Source organism: Phyllobacterium bourgognense, assembly GCF_003337575.1.
GTDB lineage: Bacteria > Pseudomonadota > Alphaproteobacteria > Rhizobiales > Rhizobiaceae > Phyllobacterium > Phyllobacterium bourgognense.
Window position 1 is genome coordinate 98505 of record NZ_QPJM01000016.1, and the last position, 19089, is coordinate 117593.

At 56.2% G+C, this 19089-nt stretch carries 17 protein-coding genes; 12 read left to right on the forward strand and 5 right to left on the reverse strand.

The genetic code is table 11. The features are described 5' to 3' along the window. Window positions 1–5: 5 nt before the first annotated feature. Both C7476_RS22050 and C7476_RS22055 read left to right on the forward strand, forming a co-directional pair. Window positions 6–728 (forward strand): heme-copper oxidase subunit III family protein, encoded by a 723-nt coding sequence (locus C7476_RS22050; RefSeq protein ID WP_114431999.1) that lies wholly within the window; start codon window positions 6–8, stop codon window positions 726–728. An 11-nt stretch (window positions 729–739) separates the two neighbouring features. Next, window positions 740–1087, forward strand: coding sequence for a cytochrome C oxidase subunit IV family protein (locus C7476_RS22055; RefSeq protein ID WP_114432000.1), 348 nt, complete (start codon window positions 740–742; stop codon window positions 1085–1087). A gap of 59 nt (window positions 1088–1146) precedes the next feature. Here the strand turns inward: C7476_RS22055 and C7476_RS22060 are convergent, their stop codons facing one another. Further along, the gene (locus tag C7476_RS22060; RefSeq protein WP_114432001.1) at window positions 1147–1986 is read right to left on the reverse strand and encodes a DUF2189 domain-containing protein; all 840 of its coding nucleotides are present in this window, start codon (window positions 1984–1986) and stop codon (window positions 1147–1149) included. Window positions 1987–2148: 162 nt separating this feature from the next. After that, window positions 2149–2919, reverse strand: a complete 771-nt coding sequence (gene otsB, locus C7476_RS22065; protein WP_114432002.1) for a trehalose-phosphatase — start codon at window positions 2917–2919, stop codon at window positions 2149–2151. A 331-nt stretch (window positions 2920–3250) separates the two neighbouring features. Here otsB and C7476_RS22070 point away from each other — a divergent pair, with 331 nt between their 5' ends. Beyond that, complete coding sequence (locus tag C7476_RS22070) at window positions 3251–4612, forward strand: alpha,alpha-trehalose-phosphate synthase (UDP-forming) (RefSeq protein WP_245426477.1); 1362 nt, start codon at window positions 3251–3253, stop codon at window positions 4610–4612. Between the two features lie 5 nt (window positions 4613–4617). Beyond that, complete coding sequence (treY, locus tag C7476_RS22075; RefSeq protein ID WP_114432004.1) at window positions 4618–7272, forward strand: malto-oligosyltrehalose synthase; 2655 nt, start codon at window positions 4618–4620, stop codon at window positions 7270–7272. A gap of 3 nt (window positions 7273–7275) precedes the next feature. Here the strand turns inward: treY and C7476_RS22080 are convergent, their stop codons facing one another. Continuing rightward, window positions 7276–9021, reverse strand: coding sequence for a cation:proton antiporter domain-containing protein (locus tag C7476_RS22080; RefSeq protein ID WP_114432005.1), 1746 nt, complete (start codon window positions 9019–9021; stop codon window positions 7276–7278). A 372-nt stretch (window positions 9022–9393) separates the two neighbouring features. On the opposite strand from C7476_RS22080, the gene C7476_RS22085 reads away from it, so the two are divergent. From C7476_RS22085 to C7476_RS22120, 8 genes are all read left to right on the forward strand, one after another. Next, window positions 9394–10143 (forward strand): GntR family transcriptional regulator, encoded by a 750-nt coding sequence (locus tag C7476_RS22085; protein WP_114432006.1) that lies wholly within the window; start codon window positions 9394–9396, stop codon window positions 10141–10143. A 70-nt stretch (window positions 10144–10213) separates the two neighbouring features. Beyond that, window positions 10214–11752, forward strand: a complete 1539-nt coding sequence (locus tag C7476_RS22090) for a putative N-acetylmannosamine-6-phosphate 2-epimerase (protein ID WP_114432007.1) — start codon at window positions 10214–10216, stop codon at window positions 11750–11752. A 3-nt stretch (window positions 11753–11755) separates the two neighbouring features. Then, window positions 11756–13081: an ABC transporter substrate-binding protein gene (locus tag C7476_RS22095; protein WP_114432008.1), complete on the forward strand. Its 1326-nt coding sequence runs from the start codon at window positions 11756–11758 to the stop codon at window positions 13079–13081. 175 nt (window positions 13082–13256) lie between these two features. Beyond that, window positions 13257–14132, forward strand: coding sequence for a carbohydrate ABC transporter permease (locus C7476_RS22100; protein ID WP_114432009.1), 876 nt, complete (start codon window positions 13257–13259; stop codon window positions 14130–14132). After that, on the forward strand, window positions 14129–14950 hold the full coding sequence (locus C7476_RS22105) for a carbohydrate ABC transporter permease (protein ID WP_114432010.1): 822 nt from the start codon (window positions 14129–14131) through the stop codon (window positions 14948–14950). The genes C7476_RS22100 and C7476_RS22105 overlap by 4 nt, the downstream gene beginning before the upstream one ends. Before the next feature lie 271 nt (window positions 14951–15221). Continuing rightward, window positions 15222–16394, forward strand: coding sequence for a 4-hydroxybenzoate 3-monooxygenase (gene pobA / locus C7476_RS22110; RefSeq protein ID WP_114432027.1), 1173 nt, complete (start codon window positions 15222–15224; stop codon window positions 16392–16394). 109 nt (window positions 16395–16503) lie between these two features. Continuing rightward, window positions 16504–17613 (forward strand): calcium:cation antiporter, encoded by a 1110-nt coding sequence (locus tag C7476_RS22115; protein ID WP_114432011.1) that lies wholly within the window; start codon window positions 16504–16506, stop codon window positions 17611–17613. A 111-nt stretch (window positions 17614–17724) separates the two neighbouring features. Continuing rightward, the gene (locus C7476_RS22120; protein ID WP_114432012.1) at window positions 17725–18141 is read left to right on the forward strand and encodes a hypothetical protein; all 417 of its coding nucleotides are present in this window, start codon (window positions 17725–17727) and stop codon (window positions 18139–18141) included. A 43-nt stretch (window positions 18142–18184) separates the two neighbouring features. Here the strand turns inward: C7476_RS22120 and C7476_RS22125 are convergent, their stop codons facing one another. Both C7476_RS22125 and C7476_RS29540 read right to left on the reverse strand, forming a co-directional pair. Further along, entirely contained in the window at window positions 18185–18973 is a 789-nt protein-coding gene (locus tag C7476_RS22125; RefSeq protein WP_114432013.1) for a DUF481 domain-containing protein, read from the reverse strand. A gap of 26 nt (window positions 18974–18999) precedes the next feature. Then, window positions 19000–19089: DUF2950 family protein (locus tag C7476_RS29540; RefSeq protein WP_114432014.1), on the reverse strand; the 90-nt coding region annotated here is incomplete at its 5' end.

Sequence of the window (19089 nt, forward strand, 5' to 3'; positions counted from 1 at the left end):
TGACAATGACCGACGTCGTGGAAACCGAAACCAGAATATCCCAACCGCGGCCTGACGGCTTGCGCGGCTTCGCTTCCGACTGGGCGTCCGACCAGCGAACATTCAAGAATGTTTCCTGGGGGAAGGCCATGATGTGGATCTTCCTTCTCAGCGATACGTTCGTCTTCGGTTGTTTCCTGCTGGCCTATATGAGCGCCCGCATGTCGACGACCGTCCCCTGGCCCAACCCGAGCGAAGTCTTTGCGTTGAATATCGGCGGAACCGAAGTTCCCCTGATTTTGATCGCCATCATGACGTTCGTTCTCATCAGCAGCAGCGGTACGATGGCTATGGCCGTTAATTTCGGCTACCGGCGCGACCGCCGCAAGACGGCGCTATTGATGCTGCTGACCGCATTGTTCGGCGCAACTTTCGTGGGAATGCAGGCTTTCGAATGGACCAAGCTGATCTCCGAAGGGGTTCGTCCATGGGGAAATCCATGGGGCGCCCCACAGTTCGGTTCAACGTTTTTCATGATCACCGGCTTTCACGGCACACACGTTACAATCGGCGTCATATTCCTGCTCATCATAGCCCGGAAGGTCTGGCGCGGCGATTTCGACACGGAGAAACGTGGCTTTTTCACCAGCCGGAAGGGCCACTATGAAATCGTCGAAATCACCGGCCTCTACTGGCACTTCGTCGATCTGGTCTGGGTATTCATCTTCGCATTCTTCTATCTGTGGTGAGGGCTCCAATCATGGCACATCCGGCAACGCAACCGGCAGCACATACGGAACATCAAGAGCATCCGATCAAGCTCTATCTCGTCGTTTGGGGTCTACTCTTCGTCCTGAGCCTATTCTCTTATATGGTCGACTACATTGGTCTTCACGGCTATCTGCGGTGGTCGCTTATTCTACTTTTCATGATCCTCAAGGCCGGGTTGATCGTCGCGATTTTCATGCACATGGCATGGGAAAGGCTGGCTCTCATCTATGCCATCCTGCTACCGCCCGTTCTTGTGTTGGTATTCGTGGCGCTGATGGTTTCGGAATCGCACTACGTACTGCTCAGCCGGATGACCTTCTTCGGCACCGGACCATGAGTAAAAATAAAAAGGCGGCACCCTTTTGGCACCGCCCCTTTAGCACATTTGCTTAACTATCACCGGGCGCGTGGTTTCGCCAGATTCTGCACTTCCGCGCTAGGAAGCGGCGCGACGACCTTGCGGTAAAGATGCCATGTCGCATGGCCGAGTACCGGGATAAAGATTGCCAGGCCGACGAAGAGTGTCAAGAAGCCGACGAAGAGCAGCGCTGCCACTATCAAGCCCCACAAGAGCATCGGTATCGGATTGGCAAGCACGGCCTTGATCGATGTTACGACTGCCGCCAACGCACCCACGTCCCTATCGAGAAGAAGCGGAAAGGTGATGACGCTGGTGCATAGAACAACAACGGAAAAGACAAATCCAATCGCGTTGCCAAGGATGATCATCCGCCAGCCCTCGGATGTGTTGAACACCTGGTTCAGGAAGGCGCTGATGGACTCCGGCGCTGCTGGACCGAAAAGGTTCACATAAAGCGCCTGGGCAGTGAGCAGCCATACGATGAAGATCGCAAAGAGCAATATACCGACGGCAAAGATCGATGGCATGGCAGGCGACCGCCTGACCTCAAGTGCGTGCTGCCATGATGTATCGAGGCCAAGTTCCCGCCTGCGGCTGATCTCATAAAGACCGAGCGCTGCAAACGGACCAATCAAAGCGAAACCCGACATCAGCGGAAACAGTATCGGTAGCGCATTGGCTCCCGACGACCAACGGGCCAATACCAGGCCGGCGACAGGATAGATCAGGCAGAGGAAAACATAGTGGGAAGGCTTTTCCCAAAAATCGTCGAGCCCTTGACGAAGCGCAGCAAAAACATCTGCCACACCGATTTTACGCACCTCAGGATAGGCGCTGGTATCATTTGCGCCAGCGATCACATGAAATTGTGCCATGAGCAATTCTCCCAATCTCGTTTCGAGCGGGAAAGGCACCAAGGGTACCATGCTAGAGGCGGTACCAATGGACCTAAACCTGCACAAGACAAAACATACGCGAATCGGAAAAATTAAGCCAGAGACAATAGCCCCGGGGAATGGTCGCTCGGCGGCGCAAAATCATTGCCGAGCCACCATCGTGGCGATCCATGATCGAACAGTATCTGCAGAGTCCAGCTTGAATTCGGCAACGCTCTCGAACGGCGGATCACCCACTCTTACCGAGCGTCCTCCTGTTTCGTTGGCATAGCGGAACATGGTCTCGTCAGTCAGATCATCGCCCATGACGAGAAGCTTGCGCCCTGCATAGGGTGCGGTCTCCATGAAATGCGCGACCGCCATGCCTTTATTGGTTCCGGCAGGCCCAATTTCGATGACCATCTTCCCGTCCTGGCGCTTCCACCCATAACCGAGATCCTTGACCAGGCCATCGACCGCATGCGTGGCGGCAATCGCTGCTTCCGGAACCTGCCGGTAATGCACGGCGAGCCCCAAGCCCTTGTCCTCGATCACCATACCCGGCCAGCGGCTCGCAAATTTTTGCAACACCATGCGCGGGCGGTCGAGCGCCGCTGCCTCCATCCCCTTCCGGAGAATTTCTGCATTTTCCCTGCGGATTTCCGCGCCATGGAGCCCTGCAACGGTGAAGTAATAGGGTTCAAACATCGCATCGACTGCAGCGATCGAACGGCCGGTCACAAGCGCCATGGCACCATCAACCTTTTGTGACAGCTTCATGAGTTGAACGGGTAATTCTGGAGGAATGACAATGCTTTCAGGCGTTGCCGCAAGATCAATCAGCGTGCCGTCAATGTCTATGAAAAGCGCCCAACCATTCAGATCGTCTGGCAGTGGGTGGTTTGCAGTATCAACCGCCGTGCTCGGCTGCATATCTCTTTCCTTTGCTCGAACTCTCAGAGTCTGTCTTGAAACTCTACTGCTGCGGTCATCTGACGCGATTTTTTGCGCTTCCGGTGCTCACGTACTTAGTACGCTGCGCTCCGGTTCTCGAAAAACCGCGCCATCTGCCTCGCGGCAGCGACTTTCAAAACAGACTCTCGTTATTGAAGAACTCAACCGGCCCTGAATCGTTCAATGAAAGTTGACTTGATGCCGACTTTTTCGGAACCATCAAGTCTTTGAGGAGTTGGTTAGAGTCCTGACTGCATGCAAGGGACATCTTATGGGACGGCTGGTCGTAATCTCAAATCGCACGGCGAATTTGGGAAAGAATACTCAAATTGGCGGACTTGCTGTCGGTATCGTGGATGCACTTAAAGCTCAAGGCGGCCTTTGGGCCGGCTGGGACGGGAGTGTCGTGGGTGCCGAAGAAACCGCAACAACCAAGATTCAGACGCACGGCAATGTCACGAGCCTGACGGCCCCACTCACAACCGAGGAACACGAAAAATATTACCTCGGCTTCGCTAACAAGGTGCTTTGGCCTGCCTTTCACTATCGCCTTGACCTGATGGACTATCGCATGGAGTTCGTGGATTGCTACTCTGCAACCAACGCGAAGTTCGCAGAGATGGTCAGTCCGCATCTGCGGGATGACGACGTTATATGGGTGCACGACTATCATCTGATACCCATGGCTGCCGAGCTCCGCAAACGGGGACACAAGAACAGGATCGGGTTTTTCCTGCACATTCCGTTCCCCTCTGCCGACATCTTCTCTGCCGTCCCTCGTCACGAATGGCTACGATATTGCCTGCTGCAGTTTGACCTCATCGGTTTCCAGACAATCAATGACGTCCATAATTTTCATCGCTATCTCAAAGAGCATTCCGATGCGGCAATCATTTCGCCCGAACTGGTTCGCGTCAACGATCGGACGATCCATATCGGGCATTTCCCGATAGGCATCGATGTGAAGCAGTTTGCGAAGGTGTCGGCCAGAACCGACGATACGATCGAACTCGAACGCATGCGCCGCACTGTTCTGAAGCGATTCCAGGTCATTTCTGCGGATCGTCTCGACTATTCGAAAGGCCTGCCGCACCGCATGAAAGCCTTTAGAAAATTTCTGGAGATTTGTCCTGAATATCAAGGGCATGCCGACTACTTGCAAATTGCCTCGCCCTCCAGGGAAGATGTCACCGCCTATTCCGATATCAAGGCCGAACTCGAGCAGCTTGCCGGCGCGGTCAATGGCAGGTTCGCGGATTTCAACTGGGCGCCCGTTCAATACATCAATCGTAACATTCCAAGAGAAAAGCTGGCGCCTCTGTTTCGGGCAAGTCTGATCGGGCTGGTAACGCCGTTGCGTGACGGGATGAACCTTGTGGCCAAAGAATATATCGCCGCTCAGGACAACAAGGATCCAGGCATCCTTATCCTCTCCAAGTTCGCGGGTGCAGCCGAAGAACTGAGCGAGGCGCTCATTGTCAATCCTTACGACATCAGCGAGGTTGCGCACGCTTTGAAGACGGCTGTCACAATGCCGCTGGAAGAACGGCAACTGCGCCATCGCAAGCTTCTGAAACGCGTCATCGATCGCGATGCGCAATGGTGGCAGCGGGAATATCTCCATGCCCTGCAACATGGCGATCATCACTCCGCCAATGAACGGGTTGCTTGAAGAATATGACCCTACCCAATTCCGCCTATCGTATTCAGTTGAGGAACGGACTGTCCTTCAATGATGTAGCGGCAATCGTCCCGTACCTGAATAATCTCGGCATCGATACGCTCACCATTTCTCCAATTTTCAGCTCGATCGACGTCGGGCGCGGCAAGAAATCCTATAACCCGACAAAGCTGGACAGGGACGCCGGGGGCGAAGATGGTTTCGTCGTCCTCGATTCTGCACTTCGCAAGTTGGGTATGGGTCTCATCGTCGATATCAATCCAAACCAGCTGCCAGCTACGCACCACAATCCCTGGTGGTTTGATGTTCTCGAATGGGGATCAAAGAGCCGCTACGCCGAGCATTTCGATGTGGACTGGAAAAAACGTCTGGCGCTTCCCGTTCTACAACGTCCGTTGGTCGAAGAAGTTCAGGCCGGGACTCTGCAGCTCAAATTCGATCCGAACAAATTTGCGCTCGGCGTCTCTTACGCCGACGTCTTTTATCCGCTGTATCCGAAATCCTATGAAACAATTCTTCGCGGGGTCGACAACGCCCTTTCGAATGATTTCCAGGACGCGGTAAACGAGGCTGACCCGCAACGATCGGAGGAATTTCATGTCCGGTTGCGGGAACTCTACGACACCAGTGAACTCGCGCATCGTCTCGTGCTCGCGTCGCGGCTGAAAGATATCTCTCAGGACATCTCGATGCTCGAAGACGTGCTATCGACGCAAAAGTGGCGTCTGGTGACACGTCAGAAGGCTCGCCGCCGGATGAATTATCGCCACTCTTTCGAATCCATGCATTCTGTCGGTGTTCAGGTCGAAAAGACACAGCCATTCAAGGACTTTCACGAGGTTCCGCTCGATCTGCTCGAGATCAGCCAAGTCATCGGTTTTCGTGTCAACCAGATCGATGGTCTGGCCGACCCTGAGACATATTCGCAGGAATTGCGCCGGCACGCTGGCGAAAAAGCCTATCTGGTCGCCGACAAGATTCTTCTGAACGGCGAACCTTATCCCGCTTCATGGCATGTCGATGGAACTGCAGGCTACGAGTTCATCTCGGTGACCGCGAACCTCATGGTCGATCACGCACGGCTGGCTGAACTCGAACAGCTCTACAGCCGCAATATTGGCGCGCAAAGTACACTCCATTATCGCGTTGCAAAGTCTGCTGTGCTGCACAGCAGATTCGCTGCGGAACTGCAGGCACTGGTCGACCTGCTCATCTTGATAGAACCGAATGCCGCCGACGAGCTTGAGCTGAGGCGCGCAGTAAGCGATCTCGTGATCGAACTCCCGGTTTTCCGGACTTATTCGAATGAGGCGGGAATCCTCCAATCCTATCGATCCATTCTTCAGTCCACCATTTCCGATATCCTGGCACGTCCTGACGCTGCCGATCCCGCTCCGCTGAAGTTCGTGCAGCGCATATTGGAAGCGGCGAATGATCCTGACGGAAAAATTGGTGAATTCATCGTGAGATTCCAGCAATTGACCGCCGCTGTCATGGCCCAGGCAATCGAGCAATCTTACCAATATGGTCGTGGGCCGATCGCGCTTGACGAAATCATATTACGCTCGAGCGATGCCGGGGATTCGGTGCAGCTTTTCCACGAAAAGATGCTGCGCAAAGCCACGGTCGCGCCTAGAGGCATGCTGGCGACAACGTTTTCCTACACCACAAAATTCGGCGAGGATGCGCGGATGCGGCTACTCGCTCTGTCCGAAGCGCCAGAAATCTGGTGCGAGGCGGTGGCGCGCTGGCGCAAGCTCCATGCGCGCAATGTTGCAACGATCGAGGAAACGCTGGCGCCCGACCCCCAGACCGAATGGCTGATCTATCAAACTCTTGGCGCGATCTGGCCTTTGACGTTGCAGATCGACGATGAAAATAGTTTGCAGGCCGTTCATAACGATCTTTGCGCATTCATTCAGAAGGCGATCAGCGAAATTCAAAGGGATTCCTTCTGGACCGAAATAAACAAGCCCTATGAGCTGGCCGTGATGGACTATATCGGTCAGCTCTTCGCCGACCGCTCGTTCCTGCTGGACTTCACAAAGACCATGCGGCCTTTCTGGATAGCCGGGGCGATCAATAGTTTTTCGCAAACTGTCCTGAAGGCAACTGCTCCCGGCGTTCCTGTTATCTACAATGGGGCGGAATCCTGGGATTTCGCCGTGTCGAATATTCCTGCATCGAATGACATAGATTTCGATGCGCTGACTGCCCGGCTTTCCTATGCAGATCAGTGCCCCTTGAATATTCTCCTGGAAGATTGGCATACGGGCGCCGTCAAACAGCGGCTTGTCGCCGCCCATCTTCGGGCTCGAAAGCGCAAGCCTGAACTGTTCATCGACGGCCAATACATTCCTCTGAAGGTAACCGGCAAGAAGCGGAAAAACGTCATCGCTTTTCTGCGAAAACGTCAATCCGACTATTGTCTGGTCGCCGTGCCCCGCCAACCGTTCGAAGCGGTCAAACGTTTTCACGAACCCTTTATGCCGATACCCGCATGGGGCGATACCGCCGTGCATATTCCAGCGGAAATCAATGGCAAGGATTTTCAGGATATCGTGACGGGCAATCGATTGACCTTGACCGACAAGTGTCTCGTGGCCGATGCGATGCGGGGATTTTCCACGCTGTCGCTGATGTCGGATTAGCAATCACGTCGCATCGAGCGACTGATTGCGTTTCCTGCGTGAAACGTTCATCGCTTTTCTCGCTTTAGCCATATCGCTAACTGCGGCCCGAAGTGCGGGATGCTTCGACATAAAAACGTTGAAATCCCGGCGCTCGAGAACCAGGAACTGACAAAAATCGACTGCAATGACGTCTGCGGTCCTGCGCCCACCGCTCAGAAGCGCCATTTCACCAAAGAAGGAACCAGCCTTCAAGCGAACCGGCTCGTCCTCCAGTTGAACCTCTACTGCTCCCGAGGAAATGAAATACATGCCATCGCCACGATCGCCGACGCGAATGACGCGTTCGCCCGGCGACGCCACCTTCGGCCGAAACAACAGGAGAAGCTCTTCCTGAGAATTTTCGTCGACCTGGGCAAACATCGGGAAAGTCTCGATCAGCTGCTGCATTTCCAGCTGATGCTGCCTGTTTCTTTCATCGCTGATCTTCCGGATACGCTCCAGCTCACGGCAAAGTGCGTCATGCTTGCTCTTTCCGTATTGTTCAAACAGCGATGGCCACTTTCGACGAACGACTTTTTGTAGCCATTCGCCACCGAGCAGGACGAGTGGATTGACGGTGATGGACAGGATGGCACCGGCGAGTATGAGGTCCTGTCCCTCACGTGGCAAAAGGCCGAGCGAAACACCGAGACTAGCCAAAATGAAAGAAAACTCGCCGATCTGCGCCAGACCGGCAGCGACCGACAGGCCCATCGCAATCGGATAGCGCAAGAGGACGACGATCAGAAACCCAATCAACGATTTACCAAAGATGATCAGCGCCAGCACTGCAGCAACCGCAAGCGGGTCGCGGATGATGACATAGGGGTCGAAAAGCATCCCGACAGAAACGAAAAACAGTACTGCAAACGCATTCTGTAGGGGCAGGGAGTCGGCCGCGGCACGATGGCTGAGATGCGACTCGCTCATGACCACGCCTGCCACAAACGCCCCGAGCGCAAAGGATACGCCGAAAATCTCCGCCGAGCCAAAGGCGATGCCGAGGGCAACGGCGAGAACGGAAAGCGTGAACAGTTCGGGTGAGCCGGTGCGGGCAACCAATGTGAGAATCCACGGAACGACCTTAGGCCCGAAATATATAGCCATCACCGTAAAAGCACCGACCTTGAGCAGGGTTATGCCGATGGTCAATGTGATGGCAAGGCCACCAGCCTCTCCAGCTGCTACGTCCGCATTCCCCCCCAAAACCCCCGAAAATGCTGGCAACAGCACCAAGGCGAGAACCATCGCCAGATCCTCGACGATGAGCCAGCCGACGGTCACGCGACCATTTACGGAGTCCACCTGATTGTGCTCTTCAAGCGCCTTGAGCAGGACCACGGTACTGGCGACGGAAAGACTTAGGCCAAAGACGATGCCCGCGCCAAGACCCCAGCCCCACAACGAACAAAGGCCGATGCCGAGCAGGGTGGCAAGCAGGATACGCCCCAGCGCTCCCGGAACCGCAACCCCTCGAACCGCCAACAGATCGGAGGCGGAAAAATGCAGGCCCACACCGAACATCAAAAGGATAACGCCCATTTCCGCGAGCTGCGAGGCAAGCCCGCTATCGGCGACGATGCCCGGTGTATACGGCCCCATCATGATGCCGGCAACGAGATAGCCGACCAGCGGCGGCAAGCGCAGACGATCGGCCAGATAGCCGAAGACTGCGGCAAACACAAAGCCGATCGCCACCGTCGCTAAGAGCGAAACCTCTTGATGCACGTCTCTCTTTCCGTGATTTTTCTGCAGGCTTTCACAAAAGGTCGATCTACAGGAAATTGCAATAGATCGTTCGATTATGTTTGAATCCCGGCAGTTACAACTGATCGCACGTAAATTTCAATCCTGCGTAGCGAAATCCGTCCCGGATTCGAGGATTCTCGTGCGGGAATCGGATGTTCGCGTGCGAAAATGACACCATTTCATGCAAAAGCTTTACAGAAATAAGAACGTGCTACGCAAAATCGATTTGCCCCAAGCTCTCTTGCTATCCCCAGTTGAAAACCACCTATAGATAATACCAGTTGGATTTCCAAAAAAATAATGCGAGGGTGAACATCCAGCCTTTGGGAAGACCGCTGGCAAGGAGAAATCATGGACCGCCAGCAGCTGTTTGCGGAGATCCGGTCGCGGATCGATGCGTTCGAAACGGGAATTCCCCTGCACAAGAAATTGAAGATGGCGCTGCAGGATCTCATCATCAGCAACCGCATCAAACGCGGGTCTACTCTTCCGGGCGAGCGGGCCGTGGCGGAGGCTCTTGTCCTCTCGCGTGTGACTGTAAGAAAGGCTCTGGAACTTCTTATCCAGGATGGCCATTTGCGGCGGCGGCATGGCGCGAAGACTGAAGTGAGCGTTCCCGTCGAGAAATCGCTTTCGACCCTTGCGAGCTTTTCCGAAGATATGGTTGCACGGGGGCTTGAACCCGGATGTATCTGGATTTCCAAGGAAATAAGTCGACCATCCCCGGCCGAAGCGATGGCGCTCGCCTTGCCGCCAAATGCCGATATCATTCGCTTGAAACGGATACGAACTGCTGACGGAGAGCCCGCCGCCTACGAGACTGCAGTCGTTCCGGCAAAGTTTCTGCCATCGCCCGACCTCGTTGGCGACTCCCTCTACGAGGCACTGGCAAAGCGCAGTGCGCTGCCCCAGCGGGCCATACAACGGCTGCGTTCGCGGCCTGCTTCGGTGCGTGACAGCGAGCTCTTGAAATGTGCGGTTGGCGCACCGCTGCTTATCATTGAACGGCGTTGTTTCCTTGCCGACGACCAGCCCGTAGAATTTACCGAAACAAGGTATCGCGGCGATCTCTATGATTTCGTTACGGAGCTAAGCCGCTAATACCAGTTTTTGACTGGTTGCAATCTGGTATGAACTGGATATCGTTCTCGCCATAAGCGAGGATTTTGAAGTGAAAATCGGGGATCTCGAACGCAGCCTTATCGTCTCCTGCCAGCCGGTTCCGGACGGCCCGATGGATCGTGCCGACATGGTCACGGCGTTTGCCTTGGCGGCGATCGCGGGAGGTGCAAGCGCACTCAGGATCGAGTCGGTGGAATATGTGCGAGCGGTCCGCCAGGTGACGGACGCGCCTATCATCGGCATCGTCAAAAAAGATCTTGAAACGTCGCCCGTCCGGATCACGCCCGACGTGGCCGACGCAATGGCGCTGATCGATGCCGGCGCACAGATTGTCGCGTTCGACGCAACATCGCGGCCGCGGCCGGATACTGTCGCAGATATCATTGCGGCCATTCACGCCAAGGGCGCCTTGGCGATGGCGGACTGTTCGTCGGTCGAGGATGGCCGCGCCGCGTTGGCCGCGGGTGCCGATTGTGTCGGCTCGACGCTGTCCGGCTATACCGGCGGTCCGGTTCCCGATGCGCCAGATTTCGAGTTGATCGCCGGACTGCGCAAACTGACGCCTTATGTGATCGCGGAGGGCCGCATCCGGACGCCCGAACAGGCAGCGGAGGCAATTCGCCGGGGCGCATTCAGCGTCGTGGTCGGCTCCGCCATCACCCGCACCGAGCATGTCACCTCATGGTTCAGGCAGGCAATGGATGCGGGGCTTAGGGGGCCAACCAACAAAGCCGTGCTTGCGATCGATGTCGGCGGTACGAAAACGATGGCGTGCCTGGTGAAAGAAGGCAAAGTCATCGAGGAGGTGCAATTTGCTACCGACCACAATCTTGGTCCCGACGGCTGGATCGACGTTATCGCCACCAAGGTCTCCAACTGGCGCGGCTCCTATGGGCGGGTTGCTGCTGCCGTCACAGGGATTGTCGTCGACGGAAATTGGCAGGCGCTCAATCCGGCAACGCTCAACCTGCCGCAAGACTATCCGCTCATCGACAGGTTGCGCGGTACGTTCGGCGTCGATGCAATTGCCGTCAACGATGCGCAATGCGCCGCCTGGGGCGAGCATCGGTTTGGCGCCGGCGCACAGAAGGACATGGTGTTCCTCACGGTCTCGACCGGCATTGGCGGAGGCATCGTCATCAACGGCAGGCTCTTGCAAGGAACCGCCGGTCATTTCGGCCTGTTTCAGGGCTACTTTGAATGCTCGCACCGACCGCTTGAAGACAGTATTTCCGGTCACTGGATGAATGCGGAAGCCTGCAAGGCGGGCTATGAGCTGGAGGCACCTGCCATCTTCGTCGCAGCGAGGTCCGGGGCGCCCTGGGCATCGCATATTATCGCAATTTCCGCCCGCAGACTCGCTATACTCTGCCAGAACATACAGCTGGCCCTTGATCCGAAGTGTATCGTCATTGGCGGCGGTATCGGGCTTGCAGAAGGCTATATCGATCAGGTTCGGGGCGCATTCACATTTCCCAAAATATCGCTGCGTCCGACCCTCGTGAGTGCCGGTCTCGGCCGTCATGCGGGGGTAATCGGCGCGGCCGACCTTGCCATTGCACAATCCAACTCAATTTTTGGAGGCTAGAACATGCTTAAATTTACAAAAATCACTTTATCGGCCCTCGCACTCATTACGACATCCTTGGGTGCCGCCAACGCCGCGGTTACCGTTCTAGGCTGGCCGGGCGGTTCGGAGGAAACCGCGTTGCGCGCTGTCGCAGAAGCCTACAACGCACAAAGCGGCGTTGCCGACGCGGACAAAGTTGAACTGCTTTTCTATAGCCGCGATGGCTTCTACGACAAGTTGCAGGCCGACATGGCAGCGGGGTCGAGCGCCTTCGACATCAATCTTCTCGCGACATATTCGATCGGCCGCTATGCGTCCTACATGGAGCCGGTCGACCTCGGCCCGGATGCGGCCAAGGTATTTGGCGAGTCGGTCCTGAAGACAATGCAGTTCAATGGCAAGCAATACGGCGTCCCGACCGACCTCTCCTTACATTTCATGTATTACCGCAAGGATTTGATCGACGCGCTTCTCGCCGATCCGGCAGCCAGGGCCAAATATGCCGAGATCAGCGAGAAATATCTCGGCAGGCGCCTGGAGCCGAAAGCGCCCGACAGCTGGACCTGGGATGACTGGGCGGCGACCGCGCTTTATTTCGCCAAGTCCGTAAATCCCGAAAGCCCGGTTCGCTACGGCACGGTGCTGCAGATGAAGAACCTTCTCTTCAACATCATGGTGTGGCAGTCCGTGGCCCGTGCCAACGGCGGCGACTGGATGGATGCTTCGGGCAATATCACAATCGACTCTCCGGCCTACCGGACGGCGCTGGAACTTTACAAAAAGCTCTATGATGCGGGTGCTTCGCCAAAGGATTCGCTGTCCTATGAATATGCTGAAACGAATGCTGCGTTCGGTTCCGGTCAGGTGGCGACGGCGTTGCAGTGGAATGCTGCAGCCAGCGAACTCACCGATCCCGCCAAATCTCCAGCGGTTGCCGAGAATGTCGGTATCGTTGCGCCCCCAGCCGGTTCGGCAGGCCGCGCTGACCATATCCATGGCCTCGGGCTCGGCATCAACAAGAACGCCAAGAACAAGCCAGGTGCCGCCAAGTTCCTGCAATGGCTGGCGACCGAGGACACTGCCCTGCTTTATGCCCGCAGCGGTGGTTCGCCTGCGCTCCTCCCCGATGTTGCGGCAAAGATTGCCAAGGAGCGGCCGGATCTCGTTACGCTCGGTCAATATGCCGGCGCCTATGGCTATGTCATGACGGGAGCCACCTCAGCCAGTGCCTTCCCGGTTTACGAACTGCAGGCGAAGGAATTCACCGGCTACTGGTCGGGGCAGGAAACCCTGGACGAAGCGCTTGCCAATACAAAGGCTGGCATGGAGAAACTGCTGAAGCAATAGAAGCGCCAGCAGATGCGGATGAGTGAAGCAAAATCCCCTCTCTTGCGATTTCTAGCACTTAGCAAGAGCTAAGATGCTGAAATCGCTACCGGGGCAAGCCACGGATCTCGCCCGCCTTCGGCCCCCCACAAGGGGGGAGATAAGCATCTTGTTCCGAGCCATTTGAAGGAAAAACATGGTCGATTTGGACCACAAAGGCTGGAGAATTTTTGCGAGCCCGCTGGTCGGGTTTCTCCTGCTTTTCCTCGGATTTCCGATCCTGATCGATCTCGTCTACAGCCTTTCCCGCGTCAGTTTCACGAATTTGCGCAGCCCGGAAATCGTCGGTTTCGGGAACTACGGCGAGGTGCTCGGCGATGCGCAGTTCTGGCGGGCCAGCTGGTTTTCACTGCGCTTCGGCGTAATCACGGCAATTCTGGAATGTGTGCTCGGTCTCGGGCTCGCCGTATTCCTGTCGCCTCTGATCGAGAAGCGCTCATGGCTCATGGCGCCGCTGATGTTGCCGTTGATGGTTGCGCCGGCGATGATCGGCCTGATGTACCGGCTCGTGCTGCACGAGTTCGTCGGCCCTGTTCCGTATTATTTGTATTTGTGGTTTGGCGACAGCCCGTCATTCCTCAATGCGGAAAATGCCTTCTGGACCCTTGTCGTCGTCGAGACATTGCAGTGGACACCCTTCGCGCTGCTACTCTTCTATACCGCCTATCGGGCCATTCCGAACGACGTGCGCGAAGCCTCGGCCATCGATGGTGCTTCCGCTCGCCAAATCCTTACGGCGATTGAATTGCCCCTGATGCGGCCGACGCTCATCTTCACTTTCTTCATCCGGTTTATCGATGGATTCCGCGTGTTCGACAATGTCTATACGCTGACCGGCAGTGGTCCAGGCGGCTCGACCACATCGCTGCCGATCTACATCTACGAGGCCTTCTTCAAACAGGGTGCCATCGGCAAGGCAATCGCCGCTTCCGTCATCCTGTTCCTGGCGTCCTTCGTTGGTTTGTACGCGCTGACATGGCTTTCGCGCCGCGGGAAAGGCGCTGCGTCATGATCAAACTCGCACGCTGGATCGTCTATGCCGTTGCTGCTCTTGCGCTGAATTTTCCGGTTATCGTCACGCTGCTCACCTCGTTCAAGAGCGGCAAGGAAATCTCGGTCAATCCGGGATTCTGGATTTCGAGCCCTACCCTCGAAAACTATGCGACGGTTCTACAGGTGAGCGACCGGTTGAACATTTTCGCCTATCTCTTCAATAGCCTGGCGGCGTCCCTGATCGGCACGGTGCTCGCCATGATCATTACTTTTCCGGCAGCCTATGCCATTGCGCGCGGCAGATATGGCCGCAAGGTCCTGATGCCGCTGATCGTCAATCTGCGAGCGGTGCCGCTGATCATCTTTGCGATCCCGCTTTACATGATGTTCCAGTTTGCCGGCCTGCTCGACACACAACTTGGTCTCGGACTGATCCTGACGATAGTCAACCTGCCGCTTTCGTTGATCGTATTCGTCAACGCGATTGCGGAAGTCCCCATCGAGATCGATGAGGCGGCCAAGCTGGACGGTATGAGCAAATGGGGAATAATGAAGGGGATGATGTTGCCGGTCTGCCGTCCCGCGCTCGCCACAGTCTTCATCTTCGGGTTTATCACAGCGTGGAACGAATTCCTGTTCGGGCTGATGCTGACGTCAAACAGAGCCGTTCCGATGACAGTCGGCGCTTCGTTCTTCTTCGCGGCAAGCGGCGGAGGCATTCAGTGGGGCGCGGCGTCGGCCGTCATGATCGTTGGCGCATTGCCGCCGATGCTGATCGGCATCATCATGTACCGACAGATCAGCGGTTCCATGACGGCAGGTGCGGTGAAAGGTTAAGACTTCTGGTTGTCTGCAATGCTGCTGTGCGTGGTTCGCCCTTCGACAGGCTCAGGATGCTCACCATGAGGGAGAATTGTGGGTTGCAGTAATAATCGCTCCACCCAAGAGCGTGACGCCAACGCTGCACATCAACTCCCTGCAATCAACTCACCTCCCTCATGGTGAGCTTGTCGAACCACGCATGCCGGTGGTGCAAACTTGGCCCTTAAAATCTTCCTTGCTGTCCGAGCCGCGCCGGTACAGACTTGAGCCAAAAATGCGGGGGATCATGCGTACCCAGATCGTCATCATCGGCTCGGGGCCATCCGGCCTGCTGCTCGGACAGCTCTTGAGCGATGCCGGGATCGGCAACATCATCCTCGATCGCGTCGGCAAGGATTATATCCTCGGCCGCGTCCGCGCGGGTGTTCTCGAGGAAGGCACAGTCGAACTGATCGACAAGGCGAAATCCGGCACGAGAATGCATTCTGAAGGGCTACCGCATGACGGCTTTTCTCTTGTCTTCGACGGACGCGATCATCGCATCGACCTGACTGGACTTACCGGCGGCAAGCGGGTCATGGTCTACGGCCAGACGGAACTCACCCGCGACCTGATGGAACGGCGCGAAAAGAGCGGCGGCGAGAGCATTTATGATGCAAGCAATGTTCAGCCGCATGATTTCGATGGCAATTCGCCCTATGTCACTTATGAAAAAGATGGCATCACCCATCGTATCGACTGCGATTTCATTGCCGGCTGCGATGGTTTCCATGGTGTCAGCCGCAAATCCATCCCGGAGAAATCGCTACGCGTCTTCGAGAAAGTCTATCCCTTCGGTTGGCTCGGCATCCTTGCCGATGTGCCGCCGGTCAATCACGAACTGATCTATGCCAATCATCCGCGCGGCTTTGCGCTATGCTCCATGCGCTCCACAACCCGCAGCCGCTATTATGTGCAATGCTCGCTCGACCAGAAGATCGAGGACTGGAGCGACAATCGCTTCTGGGACGAGCTGCGGCGCCGACTGCCTCCCCACCATGCGGAGGCGGTGATAACCGGACCTTCGTTCGAAAAGTCCATCGCGCCCCTGCGCTCCTTCGTTGCGGAGCCCATGCGCTTCGGACGTCTTTTCCTCGTCGGCGATGCGGCACATATTGTGCCCCCTACTGGAGCCAAGGGGCTTAATCTCGCAGCAAGCGACGTTCATTATCTTTTCTCCGGACTTGCCGAATACTATCGCGATCGTTCGGATAAGGGCATCGACGCCTATTCGGCGCGGGCGCTGTCACGTGTCTGGAAAGCGGTGCGTTTTTCCTGGTGGATGACAACAATTATGCATCGTTTTCCGGATACGGGGGAATTCGATCAGAAGATCCAGGAGACCGAACTCGACTATCTCACTCATTCCCGCGCCGCTTCCATGGTGCTGGCTGAAAACTATGTCGGTCTGCCTTACTGAACGCGATTTTAGAGCCTTTCATACATGAAGGGCCAGCCCGACAGGTTTTATGGTTGGGCGAAACCTGGAGCGGTAGTATGACAACTCTTTCATCCCGGGATTCGCGCCTATGATCTCCCATCGCCTGCCGGTTTCGTCATATCTGGTACCGCCAGGAGCGCTGGCACTTGCCATGGGGGTACAGCTCTTCGGTGTTCCTGGCGGCCATGGTCATGCCTGGGTTACGGTCCTGGTTTCATTTTTCACCCTCTGTGTGCTGCTTGTCACCGTGTTCGTCGTTCTCGAACATGCGGAAGCCCTGGCGTTCCGCCTTGGCCAGCCCTACGGAACGCTGCTGCTCACCTTCGCCGTTACGACCGTGGAAGTTTCGATTATCGTCTCGATGATGCTGCACGGTGAAAACAATCCGACGCTGGCGCGCGAGTCCGTCTTCTCGACGGTCATGATCGTCTGCGCCGGAGTGGTCGGCCTTTGTCTCACGCTAGGGGCATGGCAACATCGCCAGCAGGATCTGAAACGACAGGGAACAAGCGCCATCCTTTCGGTTCTGACGGCCCTGACGGTGCTGACGCTGGTGCTGCCCAACTACACGCTTTCGACGGACCCGGGCACCTTTTCGCCAGTGCAGCTCGTCTTCGTCAGCCTCTGTTCGGTACTGCTCTATGCGAGTTTCGTGTTCGCGCAGACGGTGAGGCATCGTGATGATTTCCTCGATGAAAGCGCCGCCTATGCCGGTGTTCATGCAGGAAATACATCCAGGCGGGCACTTTACGCGAATGCATTTTTCCTGGTGATCGGACTGGTTGGCATCGTCCTGCTCGCCGAACAGGTGGCCGTCGGTATCGAGGACGGCCTTGCCGCGCTCAACGTCGCGCAGAGCGATGCGATCGTCGGCGCCTTTATCGCGACACTGGTACTTCTGCCTGAAGGTCTGGCCGCCATACGTGCCGCGCTTAACAATGAATTGCAGCGCAGCCTCAACATTGCGCTCGGTTCGGCCTTGGCGACAATCGGGCTGACTATCCCAGCCGTCGGCATGGCAAGCCTCATCACCGGGCGGGAACTCACGCTCGGCCTTTCGTCCGGCGATACGGTACTCCTGGCACTGGTCCTTTTGATCAGCATTCACAGTTTCGGAACGGGACGCACCAACGTGCTCACGGGCATGGTGCATCTCGTCGTCTTCATCGCCTTCTTACTTCTGCTCGCAGTTCCTTAAGACGGGAGGCGCATTTACCGTATCGTAGCCGTATATTTGCCGCCGTTGCATTTCCAGTGTCGGGCCCAACATCTATTGTTGCCGGGGTGAAATGGATCACGGAGCAATTAGATGAAAAGCAAATTCGGCAAAGTCATATTGGCGGGCGGTGTCCTCGGTCTCTGTCTGGCAACCAACGCCACGGCGGCCACGATCAAGGATCTGCAAGGCGCCTGGACCATGAACGGAACCAAGTGCGAGGACACATTCAAGAAAGTCGGCAAGACAATCGAGTTCAAGGACCGGACGGCTTCGACTTCAACGGGATTGTTGATCAGTGGCAGCAAGGTTACAGGGCCGAATGCCGTGTGCACGACAAAGAGCGTGAAGAAACAGAAGGATCGCCTCTCGGCGACGTTGTCCTGCACCGACTCAATGATCGAGAGCGACATGACCCAGACGTTCAAGATCGTCGACGCCAATACGTTTCAGAGGTTCGACCCCTTCGGCGATAACATGTATGTCACCTATCAGAAGTGCGACATGTGATATTCGGGCCTTGCCGCCCGCTCGCGGCGGGCTGGCCTGGCTGTCAGAAATGCATGACGACGCCGAAGATCGGTCCCTGCTGGACGACATTCATGACAAAACCGTCATTGCTGTAGTCGACGCCAAGCGCCCGATAACCGGCGACCGCTGAAACCTTTTCGTTGAAATTGTAGCCAATGCCACCGGCAACATCCCAGTCGACATCAGCACCACCGCCACCAACCAAACCCCACCCCGTAAAATACACCTTGTCGGTGATCGAATATTTGGCGCGTATTCCGCCGAGGCCATCGACCCAGGTCGCGCTGTCTTCACGCTTCACACCATCGAGAATCCCGCCGCTGAACGCAATCTCGGTGCTGGCATTCCAAACCCTCAACCCGGCAACCAGATCAAGGTTGCCCCTGTCGCTCTGCAACACCGAATACCCGGCACCGACGAGCCCGGCAAAGGTTTCGGAGGTCACGCTGACATTGTCTGCGATAATACCTCGCGGCGTGCCCCGGCCACTGGAGATCTTCGTATACATGATATCGGTGAAAATGCTGTAGCGATCATAGCGCGCCTCGCCAATGGCCATGGCGGCAAAATCGAGCTCGTTGAGGATGTCGCCAAAGTCCATGTCCATGTGCACTGTCGGCAGGCCGAAGAGACCCGTATCGCCGGACATGCCCGCCGCCCAGAAATATGGGGCGACCGCAAAGGTCCAACCATCCTTTTCGATTTGCTTGAGTTCCGGCGCCATCGGCGAAGTAATGTCCGCCGCCGAGACCGGGCTTGCAAACAGCAAGCCAGCCGCAAGCGCCGATGCCAAAGTATTGAAAAGTTTCATCGCTGTCCCCCTTTTGAACGCCGCGATCAGTCGTCAACCGAATCCCATGTTTGATCCGGATTGAATGACCTTATCTCTTTAACCATCTTGTCGGTAGCCGGTCCGAGGTCCTTTTC